This window comes from Leifsonia sp. Y862, assembly GCF_057669585.1.
Genome location: NZ_JBYHFR010000003.1, coordinates 164,512 through 189,254 on the forward strand (window position 1 = coordinate 164,512; position 24,743 = coordinate 189,254).

Annotated in this window: 20 protein-coding genes and 1 pseudogene; 10 read left to right on the top strand and 11 right to left on the bottom strand. The window is 65.8% G+C overall.

Annotation, left to right across the window (positions count from 1 at the left end):
* Positions 1–60 precede the first annotated feature (60 nt).
* Together hemG and hemE are read right to left on the bottom strand one after the other, a co-directional pair.
* On the bottom strand, positions 61–1,548 hold the full coding sequence (gene hemG, locus AC25Z0_RS15085; protein ID WP_488133730.1) for a protoporphyrinogen oxidase: 1,488 nt from the start codon (positions 1,546–1,548) through the stop codon (positions 61–63).
* Positions 1,548–2,711: a uroporphyrinogen decarboxylase gene (gene hemE / locus AC25Z0_RS15090; protein ID WP_488133731.1), complete on the bottom strand. Its 1,164-nt coding sequence runs from the start codon at positions 2,709–2,711 to the stop codon at positions 1,548–1,550. Before hemE ends, hemG begins: the two co-directional genes overlap by 1 nt.
* A gap of 134 nt (positions 2,712–2,845) precedes the next feature.
* On the opposite strand from hemE, the gene AC25Z0_RS15095 reads away from it, so the two are divergent.
* From AC25Z0_RS15095 to AC25Z0_RS15110, 4 genes and pseudogenes are all read left to right on the top strand, one after another.
* Positions 2,846–4,438 (top strand): glutamyl-tRNA reductase, encoded by a 1,593-nt coding sequence (locus tag AC25Z0_RS15095; protein WP_488133732.1) that lies wholly within the window; start codon positions 2,846–2,848, stop codon positions 4,436–4,438.
* A pseudogene (locus AC25Z0_RS15100) lies at positions 4,435–5,057 on the top strand (GNAT family N-acetyltransferase). The gene AC25Z0_RS15095 and the pseudogene AC25Z0_RS15100 overlap by 4 nt, the downstream one beginning before the upstream one ends.
* A gap of 227 nt (positions 5,058–5,284) precedes the next feature.
* Positions 5,285–6,736 (top strand): HNH endonuclease signature motif containing protein, encoded by a 1,452-nt coding sequence (locus tag AC25Z0_RS15105; protein ID WP_488120931.1) that lies wholly within the window; start codon positions 5,285–5,287, stop codon positions 6,734–6,736.
* A 48-nt stretch (positions 6,737–6,784) separates the two neighbouring features.
* Positions 6,785–7,831 (top strand): zinc-dependent alcohol dehydrogenase family protein, encoded by a 1,047-nt coding sequence (locus AC25Z0_RS15110; protein ID WP_488133733.1) that lies wholly within the window; start codon positions 6,785–6,787, stop codon positions 7,829–7,831.
* 131 nt (positions 7,832–7,962) lie between these two features.
* Here AC25Z0_RS15110 and AC25Z0_RS15115 read toward each other — a convergent pair whose 3' ends face one another.
* Positions 7,963–8,877 carry a serine hydrolase gene (locus AC25Z0_RS15115; protein ID WP_488120933.1) on the bottom strand — a complete coding sequence of 305 codons (915 nt, stop codon included), beginning with the start codon at positions 8,875–8,877 and terminating at the stop codon, positions 7,963–7,965.
* Positions 8,878–8,990: 113 nt separating this feature from the next.
* Complete coding sequence (locus AC25Z0_RS15120; protein ID WP_488133734.1) at positions 8,991–10,955, bottom strand: M13 family metallopeptidase; 1,965 nt, start codon at positions 10,953–10,955, stop codon at positions 8,991–8,993.
* Positions 10,956–11,025: 70 nt separating this feature from the next.
* Here AC25Z0_RS15120 and AC25Z0_RS15125 point away from each other — a divergent pair, with 70 nt between their 5' ends.
* Positions 11,026–11,421, top strand: a complete 396-nt coding sequence (locus tag AC25Z0_RS15125; RefSeq protein ID WP_488121252.1) for a YccF domain-containing protein — start codon at positions 11,026–11,028, stop codon at positions 11,419–11,421.
* Between the two features lie 175 nt (positions 11,422–11,596).
* Positions 11,597–12,877: an MATE family efflux transporter gene (locus tag AC25Z0_RS15130; RefSeq protein WP_488133735.1), complete on the top strand. Its 1,281-nt coding sequence runs from the start codon at positions 11,597–11,599 to the stop codon at positions 12,875–12,877.
* 17 nt (positions 12,878–12,894) lie between these two features.
* Here AC25Z0_RS15130 and AC25Z0_RS15135 read toward each other — a convergent pair whose 3' ends face one another.
* Positions 12,895–14,031: a LacI family DNA-binding transcriptional regulator gene (locus AC25Z0_RS15135; RefSeq protein ID WP_488120936.1), complete on the bottom strand. Its 1,137-nt coding sequence runs from the start codon at positions 14,029–14,031 to the stop codon at positions 12,895–12,897.
* A 101-nt stretch (positions 14,032–14,132) separates the two neighbouring features.
* Here AC25Z0_RS15135 and AC25Z0_RS15140 point away from each other — a divergent pair, with 101 nt between their 5' ends.
* The 3 genes from AC25Z0_RS15140 (at position 14,133) to AC25Z0_RS15150 (ending at position 17,025) form a co-directional block, all read left to right on the top strand.
* Positions 14,133–15,491, top strand: a complete 1,359-nt coding sequence (locus AC25Z0_RS15140) for an MFS transporter (RefSeq protein WP_488120937.1) — start codon at positions 14,133–14,135, stop codon at positions 15,489–15,491.
* Positions 15,492–15,568: 77 nt separating this feature from the next.
* Positions 15,569–16,264, top strand: coding sequence for an endonuclease NucS (gene nucS / locus AC25Z0_RS15145; protein WP_488120938.1), 696 nt, complete (start codon positions 15,569–15,571; stop codon positions 16,262–16,264).
* 92 nt (positions 16,265–16,356) lie between these two features.
* Positions 16,357–17,025, top strand: coding sequence for an HAD hydrolase-like protein (locus AC25Z0_RS15150; protein ID WP_488120939.1), 669 nt, complete (start codon positions 16,357–16,359; stop codon positions 17,023–17,025).
* An 81-nt stretch (positions 17,026–17,106) separates the two neighbouring features.
* Here AC25Z0_RS15150 and AC25Z0_RS15155 read toward each other — a convergent pair whose 3' ends face one another.
* Positions 17,107–17,463, bottom strand: coding sequence for a hypothetical protein (locus AC25Z0_RS15155; protein WP_488133736.1), 357 nt, complete (start codon positions 17,461–17,463; stop codon positions 17,107–17,109).
* A gap of 268 nt (positions 17,464–17,731) precedes the next feature.
* Here AC25Z0_RS15155 and AC25Z0_RS15160 point away from each other — a divergent pair, with 268 nt between their 5' ends.
* Positions 17,732–19,114 (top strand): FAD-binding oxidoreductase, encoded by a 1,383-nt coding sequence (locus AC25Z0_RS15160; protein WP_488133737.1) that lies wholly within the window; start codon positions 17,732–17,734, stop codon positions 19,112–19,114.
* A 45-nt stretch (positions 19,115–19,159) separates the two neighbouring features.
* Here AC25Z0_RS15160 and AC25Z0_RS15165 read toward each other — a convergent pair whose 3' ends face one another.
* From AC25Z0_RS15165 to AC25Z0_RS15185, 5 genes are read right to left on the bottom strand one after another with little or no spacing between them, the layout of a single operon-like run.
* Positions 19,160–20,176 (bottom strand): N-acetylglucosamine kinase, encoded by a 1,017-nt coding sequence (locus AC25Z0_RS15165; protein ID WP_488120942.1) that lies wholly within the window; start codon positions 20,174–20,176, stop codon positions 19,160–19,162.
* Entirely contained in the window at positions 20,164–21,438 is a 1,275-nt protein-coding gene (locus AC25Z0_RS15170; RefSeq protein WP_488120943.1) for a 6-phospho-beta-glucosidase, read from the bottom strand. The genes AC25Z0_RS15165 and AC25Z0_RS15170 overlap by 13 nt, the downstream gene beginning before the upstream one ends.
* 4 nt (positions 21,439–21,442) lie before the next feature.
* Positions 21,443–22,267, bottom strand: a complete 825-nt coding sequence (locus AC25Z0_RS15175; protein ID WP_488133738.1) for a carbohydrate ABC transporter permease — start codon at positions 22,265–22,267, stop codon at positions 21,443–21,445.
* Positions 22,267–23,343 (bottom strand): carbohydrate ABC transporter permease, encoded by a 1,077-nt coding sequence (locus AC25Z0_RS15180; RefSeq protein WP_488133739.1) that lies wholly within the window; start codon positions 23,341–23,343, stop codon positions 22,267–22,269. The genes AC25Z0_RS15175 and AC25Z0_RS15180 overlap by 1 nt, the downstream gene beginning before the upstream one ends.
* A gap of 1 nt (position 23,344) precedes the next feature.
* A complete protein-coding gene (locus AC25Z0_RS15185) occupies positions 23,345–24,691 on the bottom strand; it encodes an extracellular solute-binding protein (RefSeq protein WP_488120946.1) in 1,347 nt (448 codons plus the stop codon).
* Positions 24,692–24,743 lie beyond the last annotated feature (52 nt).

Below are 24,743 nucleotides of genomic sequence, written 5' to 3' on the forward strand. Positions count from 1 at the left end.
GCGCATGTAGCGCGCGTCTGTGTCACCGGAGGTGCACAAATGCGGTTGTGCAAGGGAGGGCTACAGGCCGAGCGACGCCTGCCTGATCCTGCCGGCCGCGTCGACGGCATCCGGAATGACGGCGGCCAGGCCGGTTCCAGACAGCCACGCTCCGGTCATTTCGAGCCCTGGCACCGTGGCGACAGCATCGCGCACCTCGTGCACTCGCTCCCTGGCGCCCAGCGTTGCCGGAGAGAGCGCGTTTCGCCACACCGTGCGGGCGAATCCCTGAACCGTGTCCTTCGACAGTGGAACGCCGAGGATGACGGATGCATCGTGCAGCGCCAGCTCCTGGAACTCGTCGTCGGTGAGGGCTTCGGTGAGGTTCGGGTCGCCTGCGCGGCCGTACGAGAGTCGGATGACGTGGCGTCCAGGTCCTGCGGCAGCAGCCACCCATTCCCACTTTGCGCTCACGTGCGTGAGTGCCTTCGCGGTGACGCCGGGCGCTTTGGCCGCCACGAGCACCCCTGTGCCACGCGGGTGCGCATCGAGCGCCGGTTCGTCGAGAACGAGCGTGGCCAGCTCGACGACCGTCGGCTCCGGCCAGTCCAGGTCGGCGATTGCGGCGAATTCGGGGCTGAGTCCGCGCACGAGGTCGATCGCCTGCGCGCCGGGGGCCGCAACGATGACGAAGCGGGCATCAACGGTCTCTGTCGTTGGTGAAGCGGCGGTATCGGCATCGGCGGCGGCATCCGTTTCAGCCGCGCGCTCAACGTCAACCGACCAGAACTGCTCGTCGCCAGCCTCGCGCTGCGTAAGCGCGGTGACGGTTGCCCCGGTCACGATCGTGACGTCGTAGGCAGCCAGGTCGGCGCGAATGGCGTCGATCATGGTCGACATTCCGCCGCGCAGTCCACCGACCATGGCGCCGGCCGGCGCCTGCGAACGAAGGGAGAGCACGGCGCCAGACAGCGAACCGGCAACGGTGAGCGCGCTGTTCAGTCCCGGCGCGACAACGTCGATTTCCAGGTCTTTTGCGGCGGCGGAGTACACGCCACCGGCGACCGGCTCGACCAGTCGCTCAAGAACACGGGTGCCCATCCGCTTCTCGACGAGCTCGCCGAGGCTGTGCTCCCTGCCGATCTTCAACACGGGCATGATGCGGTCGACCCAGGCGCGCCAGGCGCCGGCCGTGCCGATCGCACGGCGAACGTCGTCGGCCAGTGGTGAACCTGGAATGCCGAGAACGCCGGTCTTCGGCAGTGGAACGCTCACGGCGTCACCGCCCGGCTTGAGGGGTGGCAGGTAGAGCCAGGCGCCCTGGGGATTCGGGGCGACGACCGTGTCGGTCAGCTTCAGGCTGTCGATGAAATCGGCGACCGTGCCCTTCCGCACCGCGAAGCTCTCCGCGCCGCGGTCAAGGGTGAGGCCAGCGACCTCGTGGCCGGCGACGGCGCCGCCGACGGCATCCGTTGTTTCGTAGACCGTGACCTTCAACCCGATGTGCGCGCACTGGCGAGCCGCGACGAGGCCGGCGATACCGCCACCGACGACGATGACGTCTTTCATCAGACGCCGTTCAGCTGGGCGGATGCCTCGTGCACGAGAGAAACCACTCGCGTGAGTACGGCAGGGTCGGTCTCCGGCGGAACACCGTGTCCGAGGTTCAACACGTGCGACGGCGCGGTGCGCCCGCGCTCAAGCACGTCGAGGACGTGCGCTTCGAGCACCGGCCACGGCGCAGCCAGCAGCGCAGGGTCAACGTTGCCCTGCACGGGGACCGTGCCGCCGAGGCGACGGTTGGCCTCGTCGAGTTCAACGCGGTAGTCGACGCCAACCACATCGGCCCCGATATCGTGCATGGCCTTCAGGAGCTCGCCGGTGCCAACGCCGAAGTGCACGATCGGCACGTTCGTGCGCACAGACTCTGGGTCGGCGGCCGCGTCGCTGGAGCGGGTTTCGTAGGTGAGGTCCTGCACGTGCGAGATGGCCAGAGCGGATGCCGGCGCGACGTACTTCGTGTAGTCGGCGAGCGAGAGCGCCCCTGCCCAGGAATCGAAAAGCTGGGCCGCGCTGGCGCCGGCAAGCACCTGGGCGCGCAGGAAGCGGCCGGTGACCTCGGCGGTCCAGGCCATGAGCGCTGCCCAGGCCTCAGGCTCTGAGTGCATGAGGGTGCGGGCGTGGATGTGGTCCTTCGACGGACCGCCCTCGACGAGATATGCCGCGAGCGTGAATGGTGCGCCGGCGAACCCGATCAGCGGGGTGGTTCCGAGCTCGTCGGTGGTGCGGGTGACCGCCTCGCGGATGGGGGCGAGGGCGGCGTCGAGAACGCTCGGGTCAAGGGCGGTCAGCTCACGAACATCCGCTGCCGTGCGCACGGCCTTGCCGAGCACAGGACCCTTGCCTGCGACGATCGAGACGTCGACACCCACGAGCTTCAGCGGAACGACGATGTCGCTGAAGAAGATGCCGGCGTCGACACCGTGACGACGCACCGGCTGCAGGGTGATCTCACTGGCCAGTTCGGGGTTGAGGCAGGCCTCGAGCATCTGGGTGCCGACCCGCAACTCGCGGTATTCGGGCAGGGATCGACCGGCCTGGCGCATGAACCAGACCGGGGTCACATCCGGCCGGGTGCCCTGGTAGGCGGTGATGAGTCGAGAGTCCGCGGTCAGTCCGGCGGAGAGTGGGTGTTGCGCGTCGAGGTTCACGCCCTGAATTCTGTCAAACATCGCTGACCGATGCACGATGGGCGCCGACGCTGGGTGATCGCTGAGAGTTCGACTCCCTCTCTCCCAGCAACGGGAAGTATGCTCAATCAGTGCTGATTTGTCTTTCCGCCAGCCACAAGAACTCCAGTTTTGAAGTGCTGGAGAAACTTTCTGTGGGCGCCACCACCGTTGCTAGTGGCATGCTCGAGCGCCACAACGCCTTGAGCGGAGCCGTTGTCGTCGCCACCTGCAACCGCTTTGAGGCCTATCTCGACCTCGACGAGCCGTTCGGCGTCTCCCCGCTTCCCGCCGTGTACTCGGCCATCGATGCCGTGAGCGAGAGCACCGGCGTTGATGCGGGAGTCCTCCGCGAAACCCTCGACTTCGTGCACGGCAACAGCGTGCCAGAACACCTCTTCGCCGTGACCAGCGGCCTCGAATCCGTCGTCGTCGGCGAGGGTGAGATTGCCGGCCAGGTGCGCAGGTCGCTGGAGCAGGCTCGCGAATCGGGCACCACCAGCCCAGAGCTTGAGCGGTTGTTCCAGCGCGCATCCCGTACCTCACGCGGTATCAAGAACCGCACAGGCATCGGCACAGTCGGCCGTTCGCTCGTGCGCCTCTCGCTCGAACTCGCTGAAACGCGTATCGAAGACTGGTCATCCACCCGGGTGCTGCTGATCGGAACCGGTCGCTACGCCGGCGCATCGCTGGCCGCCCTGCGCGATCGCGGCGCCGAGAACGTGAAGGTCTACTCGCCCTCAGGTCGCGCCGAGAAGTTCGCACTCTCCCACGACATCGAGGCCGTCACTGAATCGGGCTTCAGCCAGGCCGTCGGCGACGCAGAACTGATCGTCACGTGCACCACGGTCGATCACCACGTGATCACCGCAGCGGTGCTGCACGCCGGCAGGGCTGTCGACGCTGCAGCTGTTGCTGTGTCGGCTGCCGCCGCGGCTGCGGCTTCTGCTCCTGCTTCGGCTTCTGCTTCGGCTTCTGCTTCTGCTTCTGCTTCTGCTTCTGCTTCTCTTGCTTCCGCGCTGGTCGCGAGCGATCCCATGGCGATCAAAACCTGCCCGGTCACCGGCCAATCAGGCACGGTGACGGCCATCAACACCGTCAGCGAATTGAGCGCAGCGACCGCGGACGGTGCCGACCTCGATTCGGGTACCGCTGCAGCGGCATCCGCTGTCGTCACGGAGCTCGGAACCCTGACCGCGCCCCCCGCAGAGGTAGCTCCTGTCGAGCCGGTCGAACGACGCCAGCTCATCATCGACCTTGGTCTCCCCCGCAACGTCGACCCCGATGTCGTGCACGTTGAGGGCGTCGAGCTGCTCGACCTTGAAACCATCCGCCTGCACGCGCCGATCGAAGAGCTGAATGCCACGAGCGACGCCCGCAAGCTGGTGACCCAGGCTGCGCGCAAGTTCACCACGGTCTCCAAGGAGCAGAGCCTCGCCCCCGCGGTTGTTGCCCTGCGCTCGCACGTGTTCGACATCCTCGAGGCTGAAATCGAACGCGCCCGCAAGCGCGGCGACGACTCTGAGCAGACCGAGTCTGCGCTTCGCCACTTGGCCGGCGTGCTGCTGCACACCCCCATGGTGCGTTCAAGGGAACTGGCCGGCGCCGGCGAGCACGACGCCTTCCTCGGCGGTTTGAACGCCCTGTTCGGCCTTGACGTCGAGCTCACTTCTGACCTCACCTCCGACCTCGACTCCGGACTCTCGCGAGGCGAGGGCGCCGCGTCGTGAGCCACGTCGCGCCGACCGGCCTGACCACGCTGCCGTACTACGCGCACGCCACCCGCACCGAGAGGTTGCTGCTGCGACCGCTCACTGAAGCGGATGCCGACGACGTCTTTGAATACCAGTCACGTCCCGACGTGGTGCGCTACTTCCCTGGCCCGTTCGTGACAGGGATGAGTCGCTCGAGCACACCCGCACACGCGCCGGCTTCACCCGACTCGAAGACGACAACGACGCCCTGATCCTGGCCGCGGAGCTGGTCGGTGAGCCTGATGATTCGGGTGAGGCTGGTGAGCGTGGCCGCGTCATCGGCGACCTGAGCGTGTTCCTCACGAGTGGCGCCAACGCCCTGATTGAAATCGGATGGGTCTTCCACCCCGATTTCCAGGGCAAGGGCTACGCGACGGAAGCGGCCAAGGCCCTGCTCGAGCTCGCGTTCACCGAGATTGGCGCACACCGGGTCTCGGCCAGGCTGGACCCGCTGAATACGGCATCCGTTGCCCTGTGCCGCCGACTCGGCATGCGCCAGGAAGCGCATTTCGTGGAGAGCGAGATCTTCAAGGGCGAGTGGGGCGACCTGGCCGTTTGGGCGATCCTCGACCGCGAGTGGGCAGCGATCCGCTAGCTGTGGCGCGCGTGTGGCCTCCGCCCGCTTCTTAGTTCCGTTGATTGAGGAGCGAGCGCCAGTGAGTGTCTCGAAATCCAGCGACCCAATCCGTGGAACCGTAGCGTCTACCGAGTGCCGGCATGCGCAACACTGAACTCTGTGGTGGCTCTCGGCATCAAAAACAAATGTTCGAACACCTATGAGAAAGTCTCGCTTTAATGTTCGAACAGCAGTACTATTGAAACATGCTCACCATCGAGGATGCCCGCACAGCTCTAGACATGCTGCAGACATTCACCGAAGAGTATGCCGAGATGCGCCCATGTGCCGGCGTCCCCGGTCTGAGTGAAGACGATGTTGTGGCATTGGCGGTTGTGGCGGAGCGTGCCGGCCGGTGTGTTGATGCCCTTCGCATCGCGGTAACCACCGATATTGATGAGCGGTCCCGACCGACGCTGGAGGTATCGGAGCGACTCTCCTCCAAGCGCGGGTGCCGTAATTCGATTGAATTGTTGGAGCGGTTGACGTTGGTGTCGCCGAAGACGATCGCGAAGCGGATTCGGTTGGGCAGGCAGGTGCGCACCCAGTACGGGTTGGATGGCATGGCGTTCCCGCCGAAGTTCCCCGCTGTCGCTGCCGGCCTGGCCGGTGGCCAGCTCGGCCTGGACAGTGCCGAGGTGATCGTGGGCACGTTGGCTCCCTTGCTTGGTCGCATCGAGGTTTCTGCGGTGCAGGAGGCAGAGGCGGCGTTGGTTGCCGCGGCGACCGGGGTCCCGATCGAGTCGGGCGCCGAACCGACAACCCCGGAGTCTGCGGGTCTGATCGAGGTGCACGCGCTGGTGTGGAAGTCGTTCATCGACCCAGACGGTGTGGAACCCGATGAGAAGCGGGCGATGCATAACCGGGCGTTCCGGATGGGGCAGGTGCGAGATGGTCTGGTGCCGGTGTCTGGCGGGTTGATGCCGGAGGTCGCCGGGAAGGTGCAGCGGCTGATGGACGCGTATATGTCCCCGCGGACCGCGCAGGTGAAGTTTCTCACCGAGGAGGAACAGGACCGACAAATCGACCAAGACTCGTTGGAGCGTGATGACCGCACCCGAGACCAGCTTGGCCACGACCTGCTGGCCATGGTCGTTGACAGTGCGGCTCGGAGCGCCGAGGCGCCGACGATCGGCGGTGCGTCCCCGACGGTGATGGTCAGTGTGCGACAGGAAGACCTCCTCGCAGGCACGGGCGCCGGCCACATTGACGGGCAGCTGGCCCCCATCTCGATCCTCGCCACCGAGCAGATGATCTGCACCGGAGGTGTGCAGCCAGTGACGATCAACGCGAAGGGCAAGATCATCGAACTCGGGGTCACCGACCGGTGCTTCACCTCGCAGCAGCGCCGGGCAATCACCCTCCGCGACGGCGGCTGCATCATCCCGGGCTGTCAAAGCCCCGCCGCCTGGGCGGAAATCCACCACGTCATCCCCGCCGCACTCGGCGGGCCAACCGATGTCAGCAACGGCGTAACCCTGTGCTGGTTCCACCACCGCACGATTCACCGGTCGGGGTGGCAGATCCGAATGGTCGACGGCGTCCCAGAGGTCAAGGCACCGGTGTGGCTCGACGGGCATCAGCGATGGCATGTCGCTACGAAATCTCCCACCAGGTTGGCCGATCAACTCGCCGACCAGCACCGACGAACAGGCTAGGCCGCTGCACCCCGAGACAGCAGCGGCGCGGTTTGAGACCATTGATCTATGCGCGCTGTCTATTTCGATGAGTTCGGTGTTCTTCCCGTCGTGCGGGAGGTCCCGGACCCGGCACCGAGCGACGCCGGCGTTGTCGTACGCGTTGAAGCGACCGGGCTGTGCCGCAGCGACTGGCATGGCTGGCTCGGGCATGACAGCGACATCCATTTGCCGCACGTTCCTGGCCACGAACTCGTCGGCGTGATTGAGTCCGTCGGGCCCGATGTGCAGAACTTCCGCGTTGGCGACCGGGTGACCGTGCCCTTCGTCTGCGCCTGCGGGCGGTGCCCGGAGTGCCTAAGTGGCAACGGCCAGGTCTGCCGCAACCAGACCCAGCCCGGCTTCACGCACTGGGGCTCGTACGCAGACCTCGTTGCCCTGCACAACGCTGACGTCAACCTAATCAGGGTGCCGGACTCCCTCGACGCAGGGGCAGCGGCGCTGCTCGGCTGCCGGTTCGCCACCTCGTACCGCGGACTCGTGCACCAGGCCCAGCTGCAAGACGGCGAGACCCTCGTGGTCGTCGGCTGCGGCGGCGTCGGCCTGAGCGCCGTCATGATCGGGCGGGCACTCGGTGCCCGCGTGATCGCCGTCGACATCAGCCAGGAGGCCCTCGACACCGCCACCCGCGTCGGCGCCGATGCCACCCTCAACTCAGGCGGGCTGAGCGACGATGAGGTCGTTGCCCGGCTGCATGAGCTCACGGATGGGGGCGCGCAGGTTTCGCTCGAGGCCCTCGGCCGGGAAAACACGGTGGCCATCGCCATCCGCTCACTGGCCACCCGCGGGCGCCACGTGCAGATCGGGCTGCTGCCAGAAGACCCACGCCTGCCGCTCGGTCTCGTGATCGCGAAGGAGCTGGCGATTCTCGGCAGCCACGGGATGCCGGCATCCGCGTACCCCGAATTGCTCGACCTGGTGACGTCGGGTCGTTTGCACCCTGAGCAGCTCATCGGCCGGCGCATCTCGCTCGACGAGGCGCCCGCCGCGCTGGCAGAGATGTCGGCGGCCAGCCCGGCCGCCGGCGTGACCCTGATCGAGGTCGCTCCGTTCTAATGCCCGCTGATTGAGGAGCGCCCGAGGCACGAGGACGCGTCTCGAAATCTCCGCGAGCGACGCCACTGAGAAGGAGAAGGGTCTCGAGACGGCCCTGGCTGGCCTTCTCGACCACCGGGCTAGCGCACTAGCTAGTGCACGTACTCCAGCAGGTCGAGGCCGACGGCCCGCATGCCATCGAGCACGGCGAGGCGTGAGGCCAGCCGCGTGTCGGCGAACGACATCGACACCGCGTAGACCACACCGGCACGGGGACCGCGCAGCACGCCGACTTCACTCCGCACACCGGCATCCGTTCCGGTCTTGTTGACCAGCAGGATGCCGTGATCGCTTTCGCGGTGCGCCAGCGGGTCGAGGCCGAACGCGCTGGCAACCATGGAGAGGTCGGTGTTCAGCGACAGCCAGGCGAGCACGCGTTCGCTCGCATCTGCATCGACGATCTCGCCGCGAGCGAGCGCAGTGAACAGCCAGGTGAGCTCTTTCGCGCTGCCGACGGATATCTGGGGTGCGTCATCCGGGCCGCGCTTGTCGCGCACCAGGTCGAGCAGTGCCGTCTGGGTCAGGCCGATCTCCTCCGTGCGCGCACGCACGGCGTCGAGGCCGACGGCGCGGATGAGCACGTTGGTGGCCAGGTTGTCGCTCGAGGAACCGACGAGGGCGGCCAAGTCGGCGACCGGCAGCGACGGCGCCTGGAGGTGTTGCCAGATGCCGGCGTCTGCGACGGCATCCGTTTTCGTGCGATCAAGGATCGTGTATGCCCCGAAGTCGGCATCACGCAGGCGCGCGGCGACCTCGACGAGGAGCAGGACCTTGCCGATGCTCGCTGTCGGCATCACAACGTGGTCGTCGACGGAGAGCAGCACACGCCCTGTTGCGAGGTCGGTCGCGCGCGCGGAGACCTGGACACCGTTCATGGCGAGTTCGCCCAAGGCTTCAAATCCGCGGGCGAAATTCTCGTTGGCGACAGCGCCCATGTGCTTGCCAACACGTTCTGACGAATGGCGTGCGCGTCTGGACGCTTCCTGGCTTGGAGTGACCTCTGTCAACGGGTCCTTCTACTGGTGGTGAAGTGGGTGATTTCGGATGTGATTTGCCCCCAAAACACCCTAACTCACGCGGAGACGGAGTCCTCCCCCAGTGCGGGGATCGCGGGCATCTTTTACCAAATGGTGACGCGTTTGGCCGGGTCGAGCCAGAGGGCGTCGCCGGGGGCCACGTTGTACGTGTCGTAGAAGGCGTCGATGTTGCGCACGATCTGGTTGCAGCGGAATTCGTTCGGCGAGTGCGGGTCGATGGCCAGCAGGCGAATCGCCTCCTCATCGCGCAACTTCATCTGCCAGGCCTGCGCCCACGACAGGAAGAAACGCTCTGCCCCGGTGAGACCGTCGACCACCGGCGGTTCAGCCCCCTCCAGCGACAGCAGGTATGCCTTCCACGCGATCGACAGGCCGCCGAGGTCGCCGATGTTCTCGCCAATGGTGAGTGCGCCGTTGACATGGTGGTCCGGCACCTGCGCGGGGACCAGTGCGTCGTACTGCTCGATGAGTGAGGCGGTGCGCTCCTCGAACGCCGCCCTGTCTGCTTCTGTCCACCAGTCGGTGAGGCGTCCGTCGCCGTCGTACTTCGAGCCCTGGTCATCGAACCCGTGCCCGATTTCGTGCCCGATCACGGCGCCGATCGCGCCGTAGTTGGCGGCGGCATCCCGATTCTCGTCGAAGAACGGGAACTGCAGGATGGCAGCGGGGAACACGATCTCGTTGAACCCTGGGTTGTAGTACGCATTGATGGTCTGCGGGGTCATGAACCACTCGTCGCGGTCGAGCGGCTTGCCGATTTTGCCGAGTTCGCGCTGGAACTCGAACTCGTTCGCGGCGCGCACATTGGCGATGAGGTCGCCGGGCGTGATCGACAGGCTGGAGTAGTCGCGCCACTTCACCGGGTAGCCGATCTTGGGTGTGAACTTCTCGAGCTTCTCCAGCGCACGCTCGCGGGTCTCTGCCGTCATCCAGTCCAGGGCGCTGATGCTCTGGCGGTACGCCTCGACCAGGTGACCGACGAGCACGTCCATGCTCTCCTTGGCAGCTGGCTTGAAGTGGCGCTCGACATACACATGGCCGACGGCTTCCCCCAGAGCGCCCTCGACAAGCGAGACGCCACGCTTCCAGCGCTCGCGCAGCTGCGGCGTGCCGCTCAGCGTGCGGCCGTAGAAGTCGAAGCTCGCCTCAACGAAATCGGTCGAGAGGTACGACGCAGACGAGCGGATGACCTGCCAGCGCAGCCAGTCGCGCCACGCGTCGAGACGGGGCTGGGTGAGCATCGCGGCGAGCCCGGTGATGAAGCTCGGCTGGCGCACGACGACCTCGGTGAAGGCCTCGGCGGGAGCGTCGAGGCCACTCAACCAGCGGTCGAGGTCGGCGCCGGCTGCGAGGGCGGAGAGCTGCCCCCAGCTCTTCAGGTTGTAGGTCTTCTCGCTGTCGCGGGAGGCCACCTTGTCCCAGTGGTGGGCGGCCAGGTCAGTCTCGAGGTCGAAGACCCGCGCGGCTCGGGCTGGAGCGTCGGAGAAACCGGCGAGGGTGAACATCCGCTGCACGAATTCGCGGTACGCCGTGCGAACCGACTCGAACTTCTCTTCGCGGTAGTACGACTCATCCGGCAGGCCGAGTCCGGCCTGGCTGACGAAGACGAGGTAGCGCTCAGGGTCTCCTGGGTCGTTGTCGACGTAAAGGCCGAATGCGCCAGGGACGCCTGCTCGCTCGAGCTGGCCGAGCGTGGCGAGGAATGCGGGGATGTGCGTGACTGCGTCGATGGTCGCAAGGTCTGAGGCGAGCGGCGCCCGGCCGAGCTTCTCGATGCGCTCCTCGTCAAGGAAGCTGGCGTAGAGGTCGCCGACCTTTCGCTGCTCTGTGCCAGGCTCTGCGTCCTGCGACTCGATGATGATGTCGCGCACGGCCTTCTCCGCCTCTTCGGCGAGCTCGGAGAATGAGCCCCAGCGCGACTTGTCGGCCGGAATCTCGGTGCGTTCAATCCAAGGCCCGTTCACGTGGCGATACAGGTCGTCCTGCGGCCGAATGTTCGGGTCGAAGTCGGCGATGTTGATTCCGGATGCGAGAGGCGCGTCAGTCATGCGGCCCAGCCTATTAGGTGGCCAGCTTCTCCGACTGGACAGGAGGTGGGTGTGCTTGGATGGCACGACTATGAACACCGTGCTGAACATCATCTGGTTAGTGCTCTCCGGCTTCTGGCTGTTTCTCAGCTATATGCTCGCCGGCATCATCTGCTGCATCCTGATTGTCACCATCCCGTTCGGCATCGCGTCGTTCCGCATCGGGTTCTACGCGCTCTGGCCGTTCGGCCGCCGCGTGGTGAACAAGCCGGAGGCCGGGGTCTTCTCGTTCATCGGCAACGTGATCTGGGTGATCGTCGCCGGCATCTGGATCGCGATCGAGCACATCCTGAGCGGCATCGCCCTCTGCATCACGATCATCGGGATTCCGCTCGGCATCGCGAACTTCAAGATGGTGCCGATTGCGCTGATGCCGCTCGGCAAGGAGATCGTCGACACGAACGACCAGATGGAGTTCGCGCACTAGCACTGCGGCTTCGTCGCGCCCGTTGCGGTGGCTCGCGCCCGCTGTAGCGGGCGCGGCTGCCCAGAACGGGCGCGGTGGTGGGCTGGTAGGAGCCGGCGCGACCAGCCAAAAGTAGAATCGACGCATCAGACTCTTCAGACGCCTTCCCATCGACCGCGACATCCTGCGGCTGGCCGTGCCGGCCCTCGGCGCGCTCATCGCCGAACCCCTCTTCCTGCTGGCCGACTCTGCGATGGTCGGCCACCTCGGTGAGACGCCGTTAGCTGGGCTGGGACTCGCCAGCGCCGTGCTGCAGACCATCATTGGCCTCATGGTGTTCCTGGCGTATACGACGACACCCGCCGTTGCCCGCTGGCTCGGCCTCGGCGACGAGAAACGCGCCGTCTCTGTCGGAATTGACGGCCTGTGGCTGGCCGCGGCCCTCGGTGTCGTGCTTGCCGTCGCCGGCTGGTTCACGACTCCCCTTCTCATTGGCGCCTTCGGGGCGACGGATACCGTCACAGCCGAAGCCGAGATCTACCTCAGCATCTCCATGCTCGGCATCCCCGCCATGCTGCTGGTCTTCGCAGCGACAGGATTGCTGCGCGGCCTGCAGGACACCAAGACGCCGCTGTACGTGGCCGGGTTCGGCTTCGGCGCGAACATCGTGCTGAACCTGGTGTTCATCTACGGCCTGGGCCTCGGCATCGCCGGCTCTGCGCTCGGCACCGTCATCGCCCAGTGGGGCATGGTGCTGGTCTACCTCGTCGTGGTCGTGCGGCACGCTCGCGCCGCCGGTGCTCCGCTTCGGCCGCATCGGGCTGGAATGCTGGTGGGGGCGACATCCGGTGGGTGGCTGTTCCTCCGCACGGTCAGCTTGCGCGCCGCCATGCTGCTCGCCGTGTTCGCCGCAACGAGGCTCGGTTCGCCAGAACTCGCGGCCTTCCAAATCGTGATGACCCTGTTCGCGACGCTCGCCTTCGCCCTCGACGCGCTGGCCATCGCGGCCCAGGCCCTCGTTGGTCGCGGCCTCGGCGCCAGCGACGTCGCGACCGTGCGGGCCGTGCTGCGACGCACGCTGGAGTGGGGTGTGCTCTGCGGGAGCGGGCTGGGGCTCATCGTCATCGCGACGAGCGGCGTGCTCGGCGCCCTGTTCACGTCGGCCCCGGAGGTCATCGCCATCCTCCAGCCGTCCCTGGTCGTGCTCGGGCTGTCCGTGCCGCTCGGCGGCGTGGTCTTCGTGCTCGACGGCGTGCTCATCGGCGCAGGCGACGCCCGCTACCTCGCGTTGACCGGACTCGTGAACCTCGCCGTCTTCATACCGTTCGCGGTCGCCGTCATGCTCTGGGCGCCAGGCGGAGCGCTCGGCCTGGCCCTGCTGATGCTGGCCTTCATGTTCGGGTACCTCGGCGCGCGCGCGGTGACCCTTGGCCTGCGCGCGCGGTCATCGGCGTGGCTGGTGACCGGCATCCGCTAGCCAGGTCGCCGCACTGATCAGTGCTGGCGGGGCGGAGCAGTGGTCGTGCCGCGGTGAAACTCGCTGGTGAACGAGGCTGGGTCAGCCGGCTCACCGGCCAGCAGGCGGATGATCACCTCGCCGGCGGCCCGCCCCTTGGCCGCGGCGGGCTGCACCAGGGTCGTGAGGTCGTATGGGCCGAGGCCATCGACGTGCACGCCGTCGAAACCGACAACGCTGAGGTCGTCCGGCACTCGAATGCCCGCCTCTTCTGCGGCACGGATGACGCCGGCGGCAAGCAGGTCGCTCTGGGCCATGATCGCCTGTGGTCGATGTGCGCCCTCGCGCGCCAGCAGGGCACGCCCGGCGTCCAGCCCTGCCTCGATGGAGCTCTCAGGGGCGATCATGCCGAACAGCTTGGGGAAGACGTCGCGCGCACCATCCAGCCGGTCAGTGGCGGTTTCTGAGGTGCTGGCGGCCTCTGCGGATGCGGTGAGCGGCCCCGCGGTGCGATCGGCATCGAGTGGCAGACTCACCATCGCGACATTCGTGTGCCCGAGGTCGGCCAGGTGCTGTGCGGCCAGTCGGGTCGCCTCCCGGTTGTCGAGCGAGATGCGCGGGACACCGTCGCCGGTTGCTCCCTCAATCGACACCATCGGGATGCCGCGTTGGCGGAGCGCAGCAATGGAGCGACCGAGGCGCGGGCTGCAGCCAATCAGCACGACAGCGTCGACAGGGGCGTTCTCAACGCTCACCGTCGCCTCGCCAGCGGCAACCGCGCCGGCAGTGCTCGAGCTCGTGCTCGTTCTCGTTCTCGTGCTCGTGCTGCCGTCGGTATCGGTCAGAAGCAGCAGCGCAGCGCCGAGCGGGGCGATGCCCTCTGCAACACCGTCGAGCATGGCGATCTTGATGGGATCGCGAAACGCTTCGCGCAGGCGCTCTTCAACGACCACGCCGACGATGCCGGAGCGCCCTCTGCGCAGCGACCTGGCCCTCGGGTCAGGTCCCGCGTAACCGAGCTCTGCGGCCGCGGCCAGCACCCTGGTTCTGGTGGACGTCGAGACGGGGCCGGATCCGCTGAAGGCCAGGGAGGCCGTTGAGGGCGACACTCCGGCCCGCGCGGCGACGGCTGCGAGCGTCGGGCGGTCGGGAAGGTCAGGGGCGTTAGGCGTCATGGGGGGCATCACGGTCCTTGCAGAGAAAGCGTGTGTCGGCTAGTTTAGTCGAATCGATTCGATCGAATCGATTCGACCGCCGTAACGATTCGGACGCCCCTGTGTCACAGCCCACGAACGCCACCGAGCCCACCCCTGATCCCGCCGCCGGCATCAGCACGGCCGGGTCCAGCACGTCAGGTACGTCAAGCACCCTGGCTCCGGAGGCCACACGGCGGATGCTCATCGGCTGGCGCAACGCGGTCTTCGCCATCTTCTTCATCGGTGGGTTGAGCTCAGCCTCGTGGGTCACCCGCGTGCCGGCGGTGCGCGACGAACTTCACCTGAGCGTGGGGGATGTCGGCCTCATCATCTTCGGGCTGTCGGCAGGATCCGTGCTCGGGCTCATCGCGTCCACCTGGCTGCTCGCCCGCCTCGGCGCACGCAGCGGCATGGTGCTCGGCGTTGCCGTGTCGTCAGCGGGCCTGGTCCTCGTCGGAATCGGCGGCACCCTGCTCCCGTCTGCCGCGATCGTGTTCGTGGGCTTGGCCGCGCTCGGTTTCGGCATGGGATCCGTCGACGTCATGATGAACGTCGAAGGCGCCGCCGCCGAACGCCAGATCGGCAAGACGCTCATGCCGCTCATGCACGCCTGCTTCAGCCTCGGTACCGTCGTGGGCGCGTTGCTCGGCGCCGCGGCATCCGCTGTGCACCTCTCGGTGTTCTGGCACCTGTCGATTGCCGCCGTCGTGATCCTCGTGACAGCCATCATCTCCGTGCGCTTCGTGCCGCTGCGTCCAGAGCTCGGCGATGACCTCGCCCACGGCGAACACGGTCACAGCGCAACGGACCGCGTGGCGGTGAAGGCCAGCTGGAAGGCGCGCCTCCGCCAGAACCTGGCCGTCTGGCGCGACATGAAAGTGTTGCTCATCGGGCTGATCGTGCTCGGCATGACCTTCGCGGAGGGCGGCGCGAACGACTGGCTCGCCCTCGCCACCGTCGACGGCCACGGCCTCAGCAATACGAACGGCGCCGTCATCTTCGGCATCTTCGTCGCCGCCATGACCGTTGGCCGTGTCTCCGGCGGCCCGGTCATCGATCGCTTCGGACGCGTGCTCGTGCTCCGCGGCTGCGCGGCCCTCGGTGTCGTCGGCCTGCTGATGTTCATCCTGGCGCCCAACATCTGGGTCGTCGTGATCGGGGTCATCCTCTGGGGCCTCGGCGCATCGCTCGGCTTCCCCGTCGGCATGTCGGCGGCTGCGGACGACCCTAAGAACGCCGCCGCCCGCGTGAGCGCCATCGCCATGATCGGCTACTGCGCATTCCTCGTCGGCCCGCCCCTGCTCGGACTGCTCGGCGACGCCATCGGCCTGCTGAACGCCCTGTACTTCATCGTCATCCTCATGGTCATTGCCGGCCTGGCAGCGCCGGCAGCTCGCGAAGTGACCCCGCCATCGGCAGCAGACTCCGCCACGTCCTAGCCCCAGGCCGGCCCCCGCGTGCCCAACACCGTGGCCCAGCGGAGATTTCCCCAGCAATGCTCGGTTAAGCTCGACGGGTGCGCCTCGTAATTGCTAAATGCTCCGTTGACTATGCCGGTCGCCTCAGTGCGCACCTTCCCCTTGCCACCCGGCTGCTGATGCTGAAGTCGGACGGCAGCATCCTCATCCACTCCGACGGCGGGTCATACAAGCCCCTCAACTGGATGAGTCCCCCGTGCTCACTCAGCGAGCAGGCGCCCGATTCCGACCAAGCGGATGCCGGCATCACGGCCCTCTGGACCGTCACCCACGCCAAGACAGCAGACCAGCTCATCGTCAGCATCTACGACGTGCTGCACGACTCTGCCCACGAACTCGGCATCGACCCAGGACTCATCAAGGAGGGCGTCGAAGCCCACCTGCAGAAACTGCTGGCCGACAACATCCACCTGCTGGGCGACGGGCACACCCTGGTGCGCCGCGAATATATGACGGCCATCGGCCCCGTCGACATCCTGGCCCGCGATGCGTCCGGTGGGTCCGTCGCCGTCGAGCTGAAGCGCCGCGGCGACATCGATGGCGTCGAGCAGCTCACCCGCTACCTCGAGCTGATGAACCGCGATCCGCACCTCGCGCCCGTTCAGGGTGTATTCGCAGCCCAGGAAATCAAGCCGCAGGCCAGGACGCTGGCCGAGGATCGCGGCATCCGCTGCCTGCTGCTGGACTACGACGCCATGCGGGGCCTCGACGACACGCAGTCGCGCCTCTTCTAGGACGCGCAGCCGCAGGCTCCCCGCGCCCCCAACCGGGGCCGGACACGCCAAATGCACGGGTCCGCACAGGATCCACCCCTAACATTGGGCAAGTGAATCCCACTTTGACACGCACGTGGAGTGCGATCCTCTTCGATCTTGACGGAACGATTACGGACTCCGCTCCCGGCATCACGAACTCCCTGACAAACACTTTCACGACCCTTGGTCGTGCGGTTCCCTCCCAAGCAGAGCTGATGGCCTACGTCGGCCCGCCACTGGTCGCAGCCTTCCGCGAATACGCCGGCATGACCATGGATGAGGCCTTCGCCGCCGTCAAGGTCTACCGCGCCCACTATTCGGGTGACGCATCACTCGACACTGCCGTGTACCCAGGGGTCGCCGGCCTGCTCGAGCGCATCTACGAGTCGGGTATCCCGCTCGCCCTTGCAACGAGCAAGCCAGAACTGAACGCCATCCGCATTCTGGAGCACTTCGACCTGGCCAAGTACTTCACGGTCATCGTCGGCGCCTCAGAAGATGAGACCCGCAGCGCCAAGGCCGACGTCGTCGCCGAAGCCCTGCGCCGCCTCGACGCGAAGGGTGTTGACCTCAGCGCCCCCGTCATGGTTGGCGATCGCATCTACGACGCAGAAGGCGCAGCCGCAAACGGTGTGCCCGCCATTTTGGTGGAGTGGGGCTACGGCTCTCCAGCCGAAGCCGCAGACGCCACCGCCGTCGTGCACTCGGCCGACCAGCTTGGAAAGCTGCTGCTCGGCTAACGGATGCCTGACACCGCAGGCTGACGCCCGCACGTGACATAGCCCAGCCGACTTATCGGCTGGGCTATTTCTGTGCGTCGGCTATTTCTGCGTGTCAGCGGAGTCACCGTCGGCTTGAGCAGTGTCCTCAGATTCTGGCTCTGGCTCTGGCTCTGGCTCTGGCAGTTCGTCCGCCATTTTCGCCCACATCTGAATCGTGGTTGGCGACGCATGCCCGAGCGCTGCCTGCAGTGCCTTGAACTGGATGCCGAGGCCCCTGGCATCCTGCGTTGCCCGGGGAAGCTCCTCCTTGACCACTGCATCGCGCAGGTCGCGCAGCACGACGAGCCTGGCCATGGCGAGGTCACTCGGCGTCGGCCGGCCTGTGGACAGCTCGCGGGCGCGGCGCTTCGTCAAGGCATCGAGCACCTTGTCGAACTCTGGTTCAATGCGTGTCATGTGGTCTCCCTGTGTACCGTGTCATAGTATCCGCTTCACTTCGTTGACGCTTGTCACCGGCGGGTCTAATCTCGATGGCGGAGCCAGTCGCACTGGTTCCTCACCGGGTCGATCATGCGATCATCCGAAGCCGCGACCATCGGTATCTCCGCCGTCACGACACACCCATTCGCAGAAGCCACCACCGCCTGATTCCCGGCAGGGTCGGGTTCTCCGCCCAGAACCGAGGCGTCGAATCCTTGTGATTCACACACGGACGGATATCGTCATGAGCATCGTCGAAACCCTGCGTGAGCAGGTGCGGGGCCAGGTCATTGCCCCCGAAGACCCCGAGTACGACGCGGCACGAGCCGTGTTCAATGGCATGGTCGACAAACACCCCGCCGCCATACTTCGTGTCGCCCAGGTCGCTGACGTCATCACAGGCGTCAACGTCGCCAGGGACAGCGGCTTGCCGCTGGCAATCAGGGGCGGCGGTCACAGCGCCCCAGGCTTCGGCACCTGTGACAACGGAATCGTCATCGACTTCGTCAACCGCTCCGGCGTCCGCGTCGACCCGGCCACCTCGACGGCCAGGGCAGAGGGCGGCGCAACCTGGGCCGACTTCAACTATGCGACCCATGCGTTCGGGCTGGCCACGACAGGCGGCATCATCGGCTCGACCGGCGTCGCCGGCCTGACGCTCGGCGGCGGCATCGGATACCTGTCGCGCAAGTACGGGTTGTCGTGCGACAACCTGTTGTCAGCGGATGTCGTCCTCGCCGATGGCCGCTTCGTCACGGCCAGCGCCACAGAGAATGACGACCTGTTCTGGGCTCTCCGTGGCGGCGGCGGCAACTTCGGGGCCGTCACGTCACTGGAGTTTGACCTGCACCCTGTCGCCGACATCTACGGCGGTGTCGTTATATTCCAAGCAGAGCATACGGATGCGGTCGCGCGGGCATACCGAGAGTTCATCGCGGACGCCCCCGAGGAATTCGGTGTCTTCCTTGGCTTCCACCAGGGGCCACCCGTTCCCTTCCTGCCGGAGCAGTTTTACGGGCAGCCGGTCGTGGTGCTTGGCGGCGCCTGGGCCGGGTCGCTCGACGAGGGACAAAGCCGCTGGGATCCGCTGCTGGGATTCGCGCCGGTTGCAGGTTCCTTCCTGGCCAGGATCCCGTACCCGGCGTTGAACACCATGTTCGACGCGTTGAACCCGAAAGGCATGCTGGGGTACTGGAAGGCGGATTTCCTCCCCGCCATCACCGATGACGTCGTGAAAGTCATGGACGAGTTCGGGCGCACAATCCCGAGCCTCCAAACGGCCAATCACTACTACCCCATCGATGGCGCCGTGCAGAGGATCGGCGCCGCCGACACCGCGTTCCCCTACCGCGACGTGGACTTCTCGCCAACGGTCGCGTGCCAGTGGACCGACCCGGCCGACACCGAGGCCAACATCGCCTGGACCAGGGCGTACTGGAACGCACTTCACTCCTACGCGTCCCCCGGCGGCTACATCAACTTCATGGACAGCGATGACCAGGGCCGCATCGCGGAAAACTACCGCGGCAACTACGCCCGTCTCACCCAGGTGAAGGCGGCATACGACCCAGGCAACCTCTTCCACCTGAACCAGAACATCAAGCCGGCCGGACCAGACCCCGCCTGACCAGACCCAAACCCAAACCCAGCCCCAGCCCGCGCAGGCGGCTCCTCACGCCAGGTCGTGTGCTGCGGCGTGCGCGCCAACGCTTTCGAGTGCCAGCATGGCGGCGCCCGTGATGGGTGCAGCCGTGACCAACCGAATGTGCGCCTGCGGTGCGCGCTGGGCCAGGCCGCGTGCGATCGCCCCCAACAGCCGGCTGTCTTCCGCGGCGAGAACCCCGCCCCCAAGCACGACCGGAACGGATGTCTCCAGCAGATCCAGCCGGGTGAGTGCCGCCGTCACCATGAGCACAATCTCCTCCGCCTGGCGATCGACGACCCCCATGGCCACCTCGTCACCAGCGGATGCCGCAGCGAACAGCGTCGGACTGAGGCTGGCCAGGTCGCCAGACGCCAGTCGACCGAAGTGCAGCGCCTCCGTCACCTCTGCGATGGAGCCAAGCCCGAACGCATCGGGCACGGTTTCCACCAGGACAGTGTCTGGGCCACGTCCGTCGACCGCCCGTGCCGCATGCCACAGCGCCCGCTCCCCCAGGAACCATCCGCCGCCCCAGTCCCCGGAGATCGCACCGAGGGCCGCGAACCGCACCTGCTCGCCATCCGCTCGAACGCCGATGCAGTTGATGCCGGTGCCGCAAATCAGCGCTACGGCGTCTGGCTCATCCGCGCCGACACGGAGGAGCGCGAAGAGATCGTTCTCGACGATGGCGGGGCGACCTGTCGCTCCCGTCGCCCAGCTCCGCGACGCGATGGCCGCTCGGAACGTCTGGATCTCCAGCGGCAGGTCCAGCCCAGAGAGATAGACCGCCGTCTGCAGGATCGGGCGTTCCCCGACCGTGCGCATCACCTGACCGATCAGATCGTCGATGAGCTCGATGACGGGTTCCACCCCGCTCAACTGGGGATTGGATCCCACACCGCGCGCCGTCGCAGCAATCGAACCGTCGAGTTCAAGCGCCCAGACATCGGTCTTGGAACCGCCTCCGTCGATGGCGATCACGATGGCGCCCGATGACGCAGTCACCACGGTCACTGCCTCGCCCTGTGCATTCATCAGCGTGCCCATGCCAGGTGCCTGCTGTTCTCAGCGAGCAACAGATCGGTCAGCTTCTCCGCACGGTCGAACTGCCCAACCAGCGGATGCGCCATCATGGCGCGCAACACCCGGTCACGTCCGCCGTGAATCGCGGCGTCGAGGGCGAGGCGCTCGTAGCCGGCCACGTGCGAAATGAGCCCACGTATGTCGTCATCGACGGGGGCGATCGGCAGGGCGCGCACGCCGTCGGCACCAACCGTCGCCGACACCTCGATGACGTGGTCATCCGGCAGGAATGAAAGCGACCCATTGTTCTGCAGGTTCACAACCTGCACATCCCCGCGGTCGCCCGTGAGAGAGGCGATCAGGTCGACGGCGGCCTCTGAGTAAAACGCACCGCCGCGCTGACTCAGGATCTCCGGTTTGGTGTTCATGCTTGAATCGGCATAGATCTCGAGCAGCGCTTTCTCAACGTCGAGAACCGCCTCTGCCCTGCTGGGCGCGCCTTGCTGTTCGCGGAACACCTCATCGTGCGCGTAGTAATAGCGCAGGTAGTACGACGGCACATTCCCCAAGAGGGATATAAGCGACGCCGGCAGCTCGATCTCCTCGGCAAGTGCAGGGAGGTGCCGTCCGATGAGTTCTGGAAGCGCGTCACGTTCTGCTCCTGCGCCGTCCCTCACCCACACGGAGCGCTCCCAGGTCAGGTGATTGAGCCCGACATGATCGAGTCGTACCGCACGATGATCGACACCGAGCAAATGGGCAAACCGTCGCTGGAAGCCGATCGCCACGTTGCACAGTCCCACCGCACGATGGCCCTCGTTCAACAGCGCCCGCGTCACGATACCGACGGGGTTGGTGAAGTCCACGATCCACGCGTCGGGCTTGGCGTGCCTGCGCACCGCATCGGCCACGTTCAGCACGACCGGAACCGTGCGCAGTGCCTTGGCGAATCCGCCTGGCCCCGTCGTCTCCTGTCCGATGCAGCAGGCCGCGTGGGGGAATGTCTCATCACCGTGCCTGGCGGCCTGCCCACCGACGCGCAGCTGGATGAGGACCGCATCGGCATCAGAGACGCCCGCAACGAGGTCAAGCGTCGGAATGACCCTGCCGGGGTGTCCGGCGGCAGCGAACATCCGCTGGGCCATCCCTGCCACCAGGGCGAGCCGATCTGGATCGGTGTCAACCAGCCACAGCTCTTCGATGGGCAGTGATGACGCCAGCCGGGCGAACCCATCGATGAGTTCCGGGGTGTACGTGGAACCGCCACCAACAACACTGAGTTTCATTGAACTATCCCTTTACGCCGGTCAGAGTGATGCCCTCAACGAAAACGCGTTGGGCGAAGAAGAAGATGAGCACGACGGGAACCATCACCAGCATGGTCATCGCCATTGTCAGGCCCCAGTCCGTGCCGTGAATACCCCTGAAGGAGGCAAGCCCGTATGCCACCGGCCACCACGCCTGGTTCTCAGACGTATAGAGGAGCGGTCCGTAGTAGTCATTCCACGAATGGAAGAACATGAAAATGCCGGTTGCCGCGATACCCGGCTTCGACATCGGGATGATGACCCTGGTCAGCACCCCGAACTCCCCGCAGCCGTCGATGCGCGCGGCATCCGCGTACTCCTTCGGAATGGTGAGGAAGAACTGCCTGAGCAGGAAGATCGAGAACGCATCGCCGAGCAGGTTGGGCAGAATGAGCGGCCAGAGTGTGCCGGTGAGTCCGAGGTTCGACCACATCACGTACACAGGGATCGCCGTCACCTGGGGCGGCAACAGCATGGCGACGATGATCGCCGTGAAGAGCACGTTGGCGCCCCGAAACTTGATCTTCGCGAGCACATACGCCGCAGGAACGCTGGAGACGAGCATGAACGCGGTCGCCAGGATCGCGTACATCGCCGAGTTGCCGAACCACTGCATCAGCGGCACCTGCGTGAAGACCTCAGTGTAGTTACTCCACTGGAACGGGTTCGGCCAGAGCGACGCCGTGAGCGTCTGCTTACTCGACATGAGCGAGGTGAGCGCCACGAAGATGATGGGCGCGATGAACAGCACGCCCAGCATGACGAGCAACGCATGCTCGGCTATCCAGTAAAAGCCACGTCTGGTCATCAGGAAGCGCCTTCCGGGGTGAATGCCTTGAACCGGCGGAGCAGCAGCACGAGCACAACACTCGACACGATGAACAGCAGCACGGCCAACGCCGAGGCGTAGCCCAATTGGTATTGGCTGAATCCGCGCACGTACAGCCATTCCGTATAGGTGAGCAGCGAGTTGCCCGGATACCCAAGGTTGTTGCCCGTTCCCTCACCGACCACCGCCTTGCCTGAGGCGACGCCAGAGGCGACAGCCGCTTCGGTGAAGTACTGCAAGGCGGCGATCACGCCGGTAACCGCCGCGAACAACAGCACGGGGGTGATGTTCGGGAACGTCACGTAACGCAGTTGCTGCACGCCGTTCGCCCCGTCGAGGGACGCGGCCTCGTACTGGTCGCGCGGCACGTCAAGGAGGGCAGCCAGAAAGATGATCATGATGTCACCCATGACCCAGATCGCCAGCAGAAGCAGGGACGGCTTTGACCAGGCCGGGTCGTTGAACCACAGCGGTCCCTGAATGCCGAAGAAGCCCAGGATCTGGTTCACCGGTCCCGTCCCAGGGTTGAACAGGAATACAAACGCGACTACAGAGGCCACGGGCGGCACCAGCGCCGGCAGGTAGAACAGCGTGCGCCAGCCCCCGGACGCCGTGCGCGCCCGAACCAGCAAACCGGCAATCAGCAGCGCGAACGCGATCTTCACCGGCACCATGATCACGACGAACCAACCGGTGTTCAGTGCCGCGATCCAGACCTTTGGGTCCTTCGTGAACAGGTACTCGTAGTTGCGCAGTCCAATCCACTCCGGCGGCGACACCAGGTCGTAGCGCGTGAAGGAATAGAAAACGGATGCGATGAGCGGGTACACAAAGAAGATCACGAGTCCGAGCAGGGCTGGGCTCAGCAGCGCCAGGGTGACCAGCTTCTTGCGCCTGGCATAGTGCGGGGTGCGCGTGCCGCTGGTGACGGTGCTGCCCGCGCCCGTCGCGCGCTTGCCTGTCGAGTCTGGGCTGGTACCGCTCGCGACGACTTCGGCGTCGGCAGGGCGAACGGTCGTTGCCGCCCGCCCCGCGTCCGCGCTGGGGCTCGTCATGTTACGGACCGCTGACGAGCGCGAGGGAATCGTTGATCTGCGCGTCGACATCCGTCAGTGCAGCACCCAGGTCACCTGACGGGTCTGACTGGTAGATGTTCCACCAGTCCTGGAATGACTGCTGGTAGCCGGCGCCGAGCGGACTCGGCGGGGTGGTCGTCGTGTTCGGGCTCTCGGCGATGTCGAGGAAGGTCTGGAACTGCGTCGAGACCTCCAGATCTGACGAGGTGAGCGCATCGTGGGTGGTCGGCACGTTCTTCAGTCCGTTGGACAGCTTGACGATGGCATCCGTGTCTGTGGTCAGGTACTTCAAGAGCGCCCAGGCCAGCTCTGGGTTCTTCGACCCCTTGGAGATACCGGCTATGTTGCCCGTGATGTATCCGCCGCCATAGAGGTCATCGTGGCCGTCGGCAGTTGGGAATGGCGCTGTGCCGTATGAGAGGTCCGGCGTCTGGTCGTCAATGAACGCCGTGCGGTACTCGCCGTCCATGTTCATCGCGACCTGCCCGGTCTGGAATGCGTTGTCTGCCGAGAATTCCTGGCCGAGCCCCGCTGTGAACGCATTGAGCTTGTCCCAGCCGATCTTCTGCACGAACTCGGTCTGCCAGGTGATCAGCTCCGGCCATGCCTCGCTTGAGCCGATGGCAGAGGTGCCGTCGGCGTTCAACCATTCGGCTCCGGCCGCAGGGCCAATGTGCGCGGGGGTGTTCTCGTACCAGCCCATCGTGGGGTTGAACCCCAGTGTCTTGATGGAGCCGTCCGCGTTGTAGGTCGTGAGCGCATCCGCCATGGCCTCGAGCTCTGAGAGCGTCTTGGGCGGTTCGGTGTAGCCGGCCGCCGCCAGCAGGTCTTTGTTGTAGTACAGGCCATAGACATCCGCGAGAACCGGCATCGAACAGCGGGTGCCATCGAACTCCGTGTAGCTCTTGACGGTGTCTGTGAACTGACTCATGTCGATGTCGTCGCGCGTGATGACGTCGCCAAGGTCGCGGAATGCGCCGGTCGAACAGAAGTTGCCGACGATGTCGGTGGAGTACGACAGGCCGAGATCGACGGTGTCTCCCGTCGAGATCGCCTTGCGGAGTTTCTCGTCATCCTGCCCAGAGTGCACATTGACCGTGACGTCGGGGTTGGCCGCGGTAAAGTCGTCGACCACCGACTGGATGACATCCGCCTCACGATCTGAGAAGAAGTGCCAGAACGACACGGTCCCTGACAGATCGGTGGGCGTGGTGGTATCGAAGTCGCTGCCGCTTGCACCTGCCGTGCAGCCGGAGAGGCCAAGCGTCGCAGTCGTTGCCAGCGCCGCCACGGCCATCAGTTGAAATCTGACAGTTCGCTTGTTCATTTCTCTACCCTTTGCTTAAGGCCGCACCGTCACATCAGTCGATGACGCATGC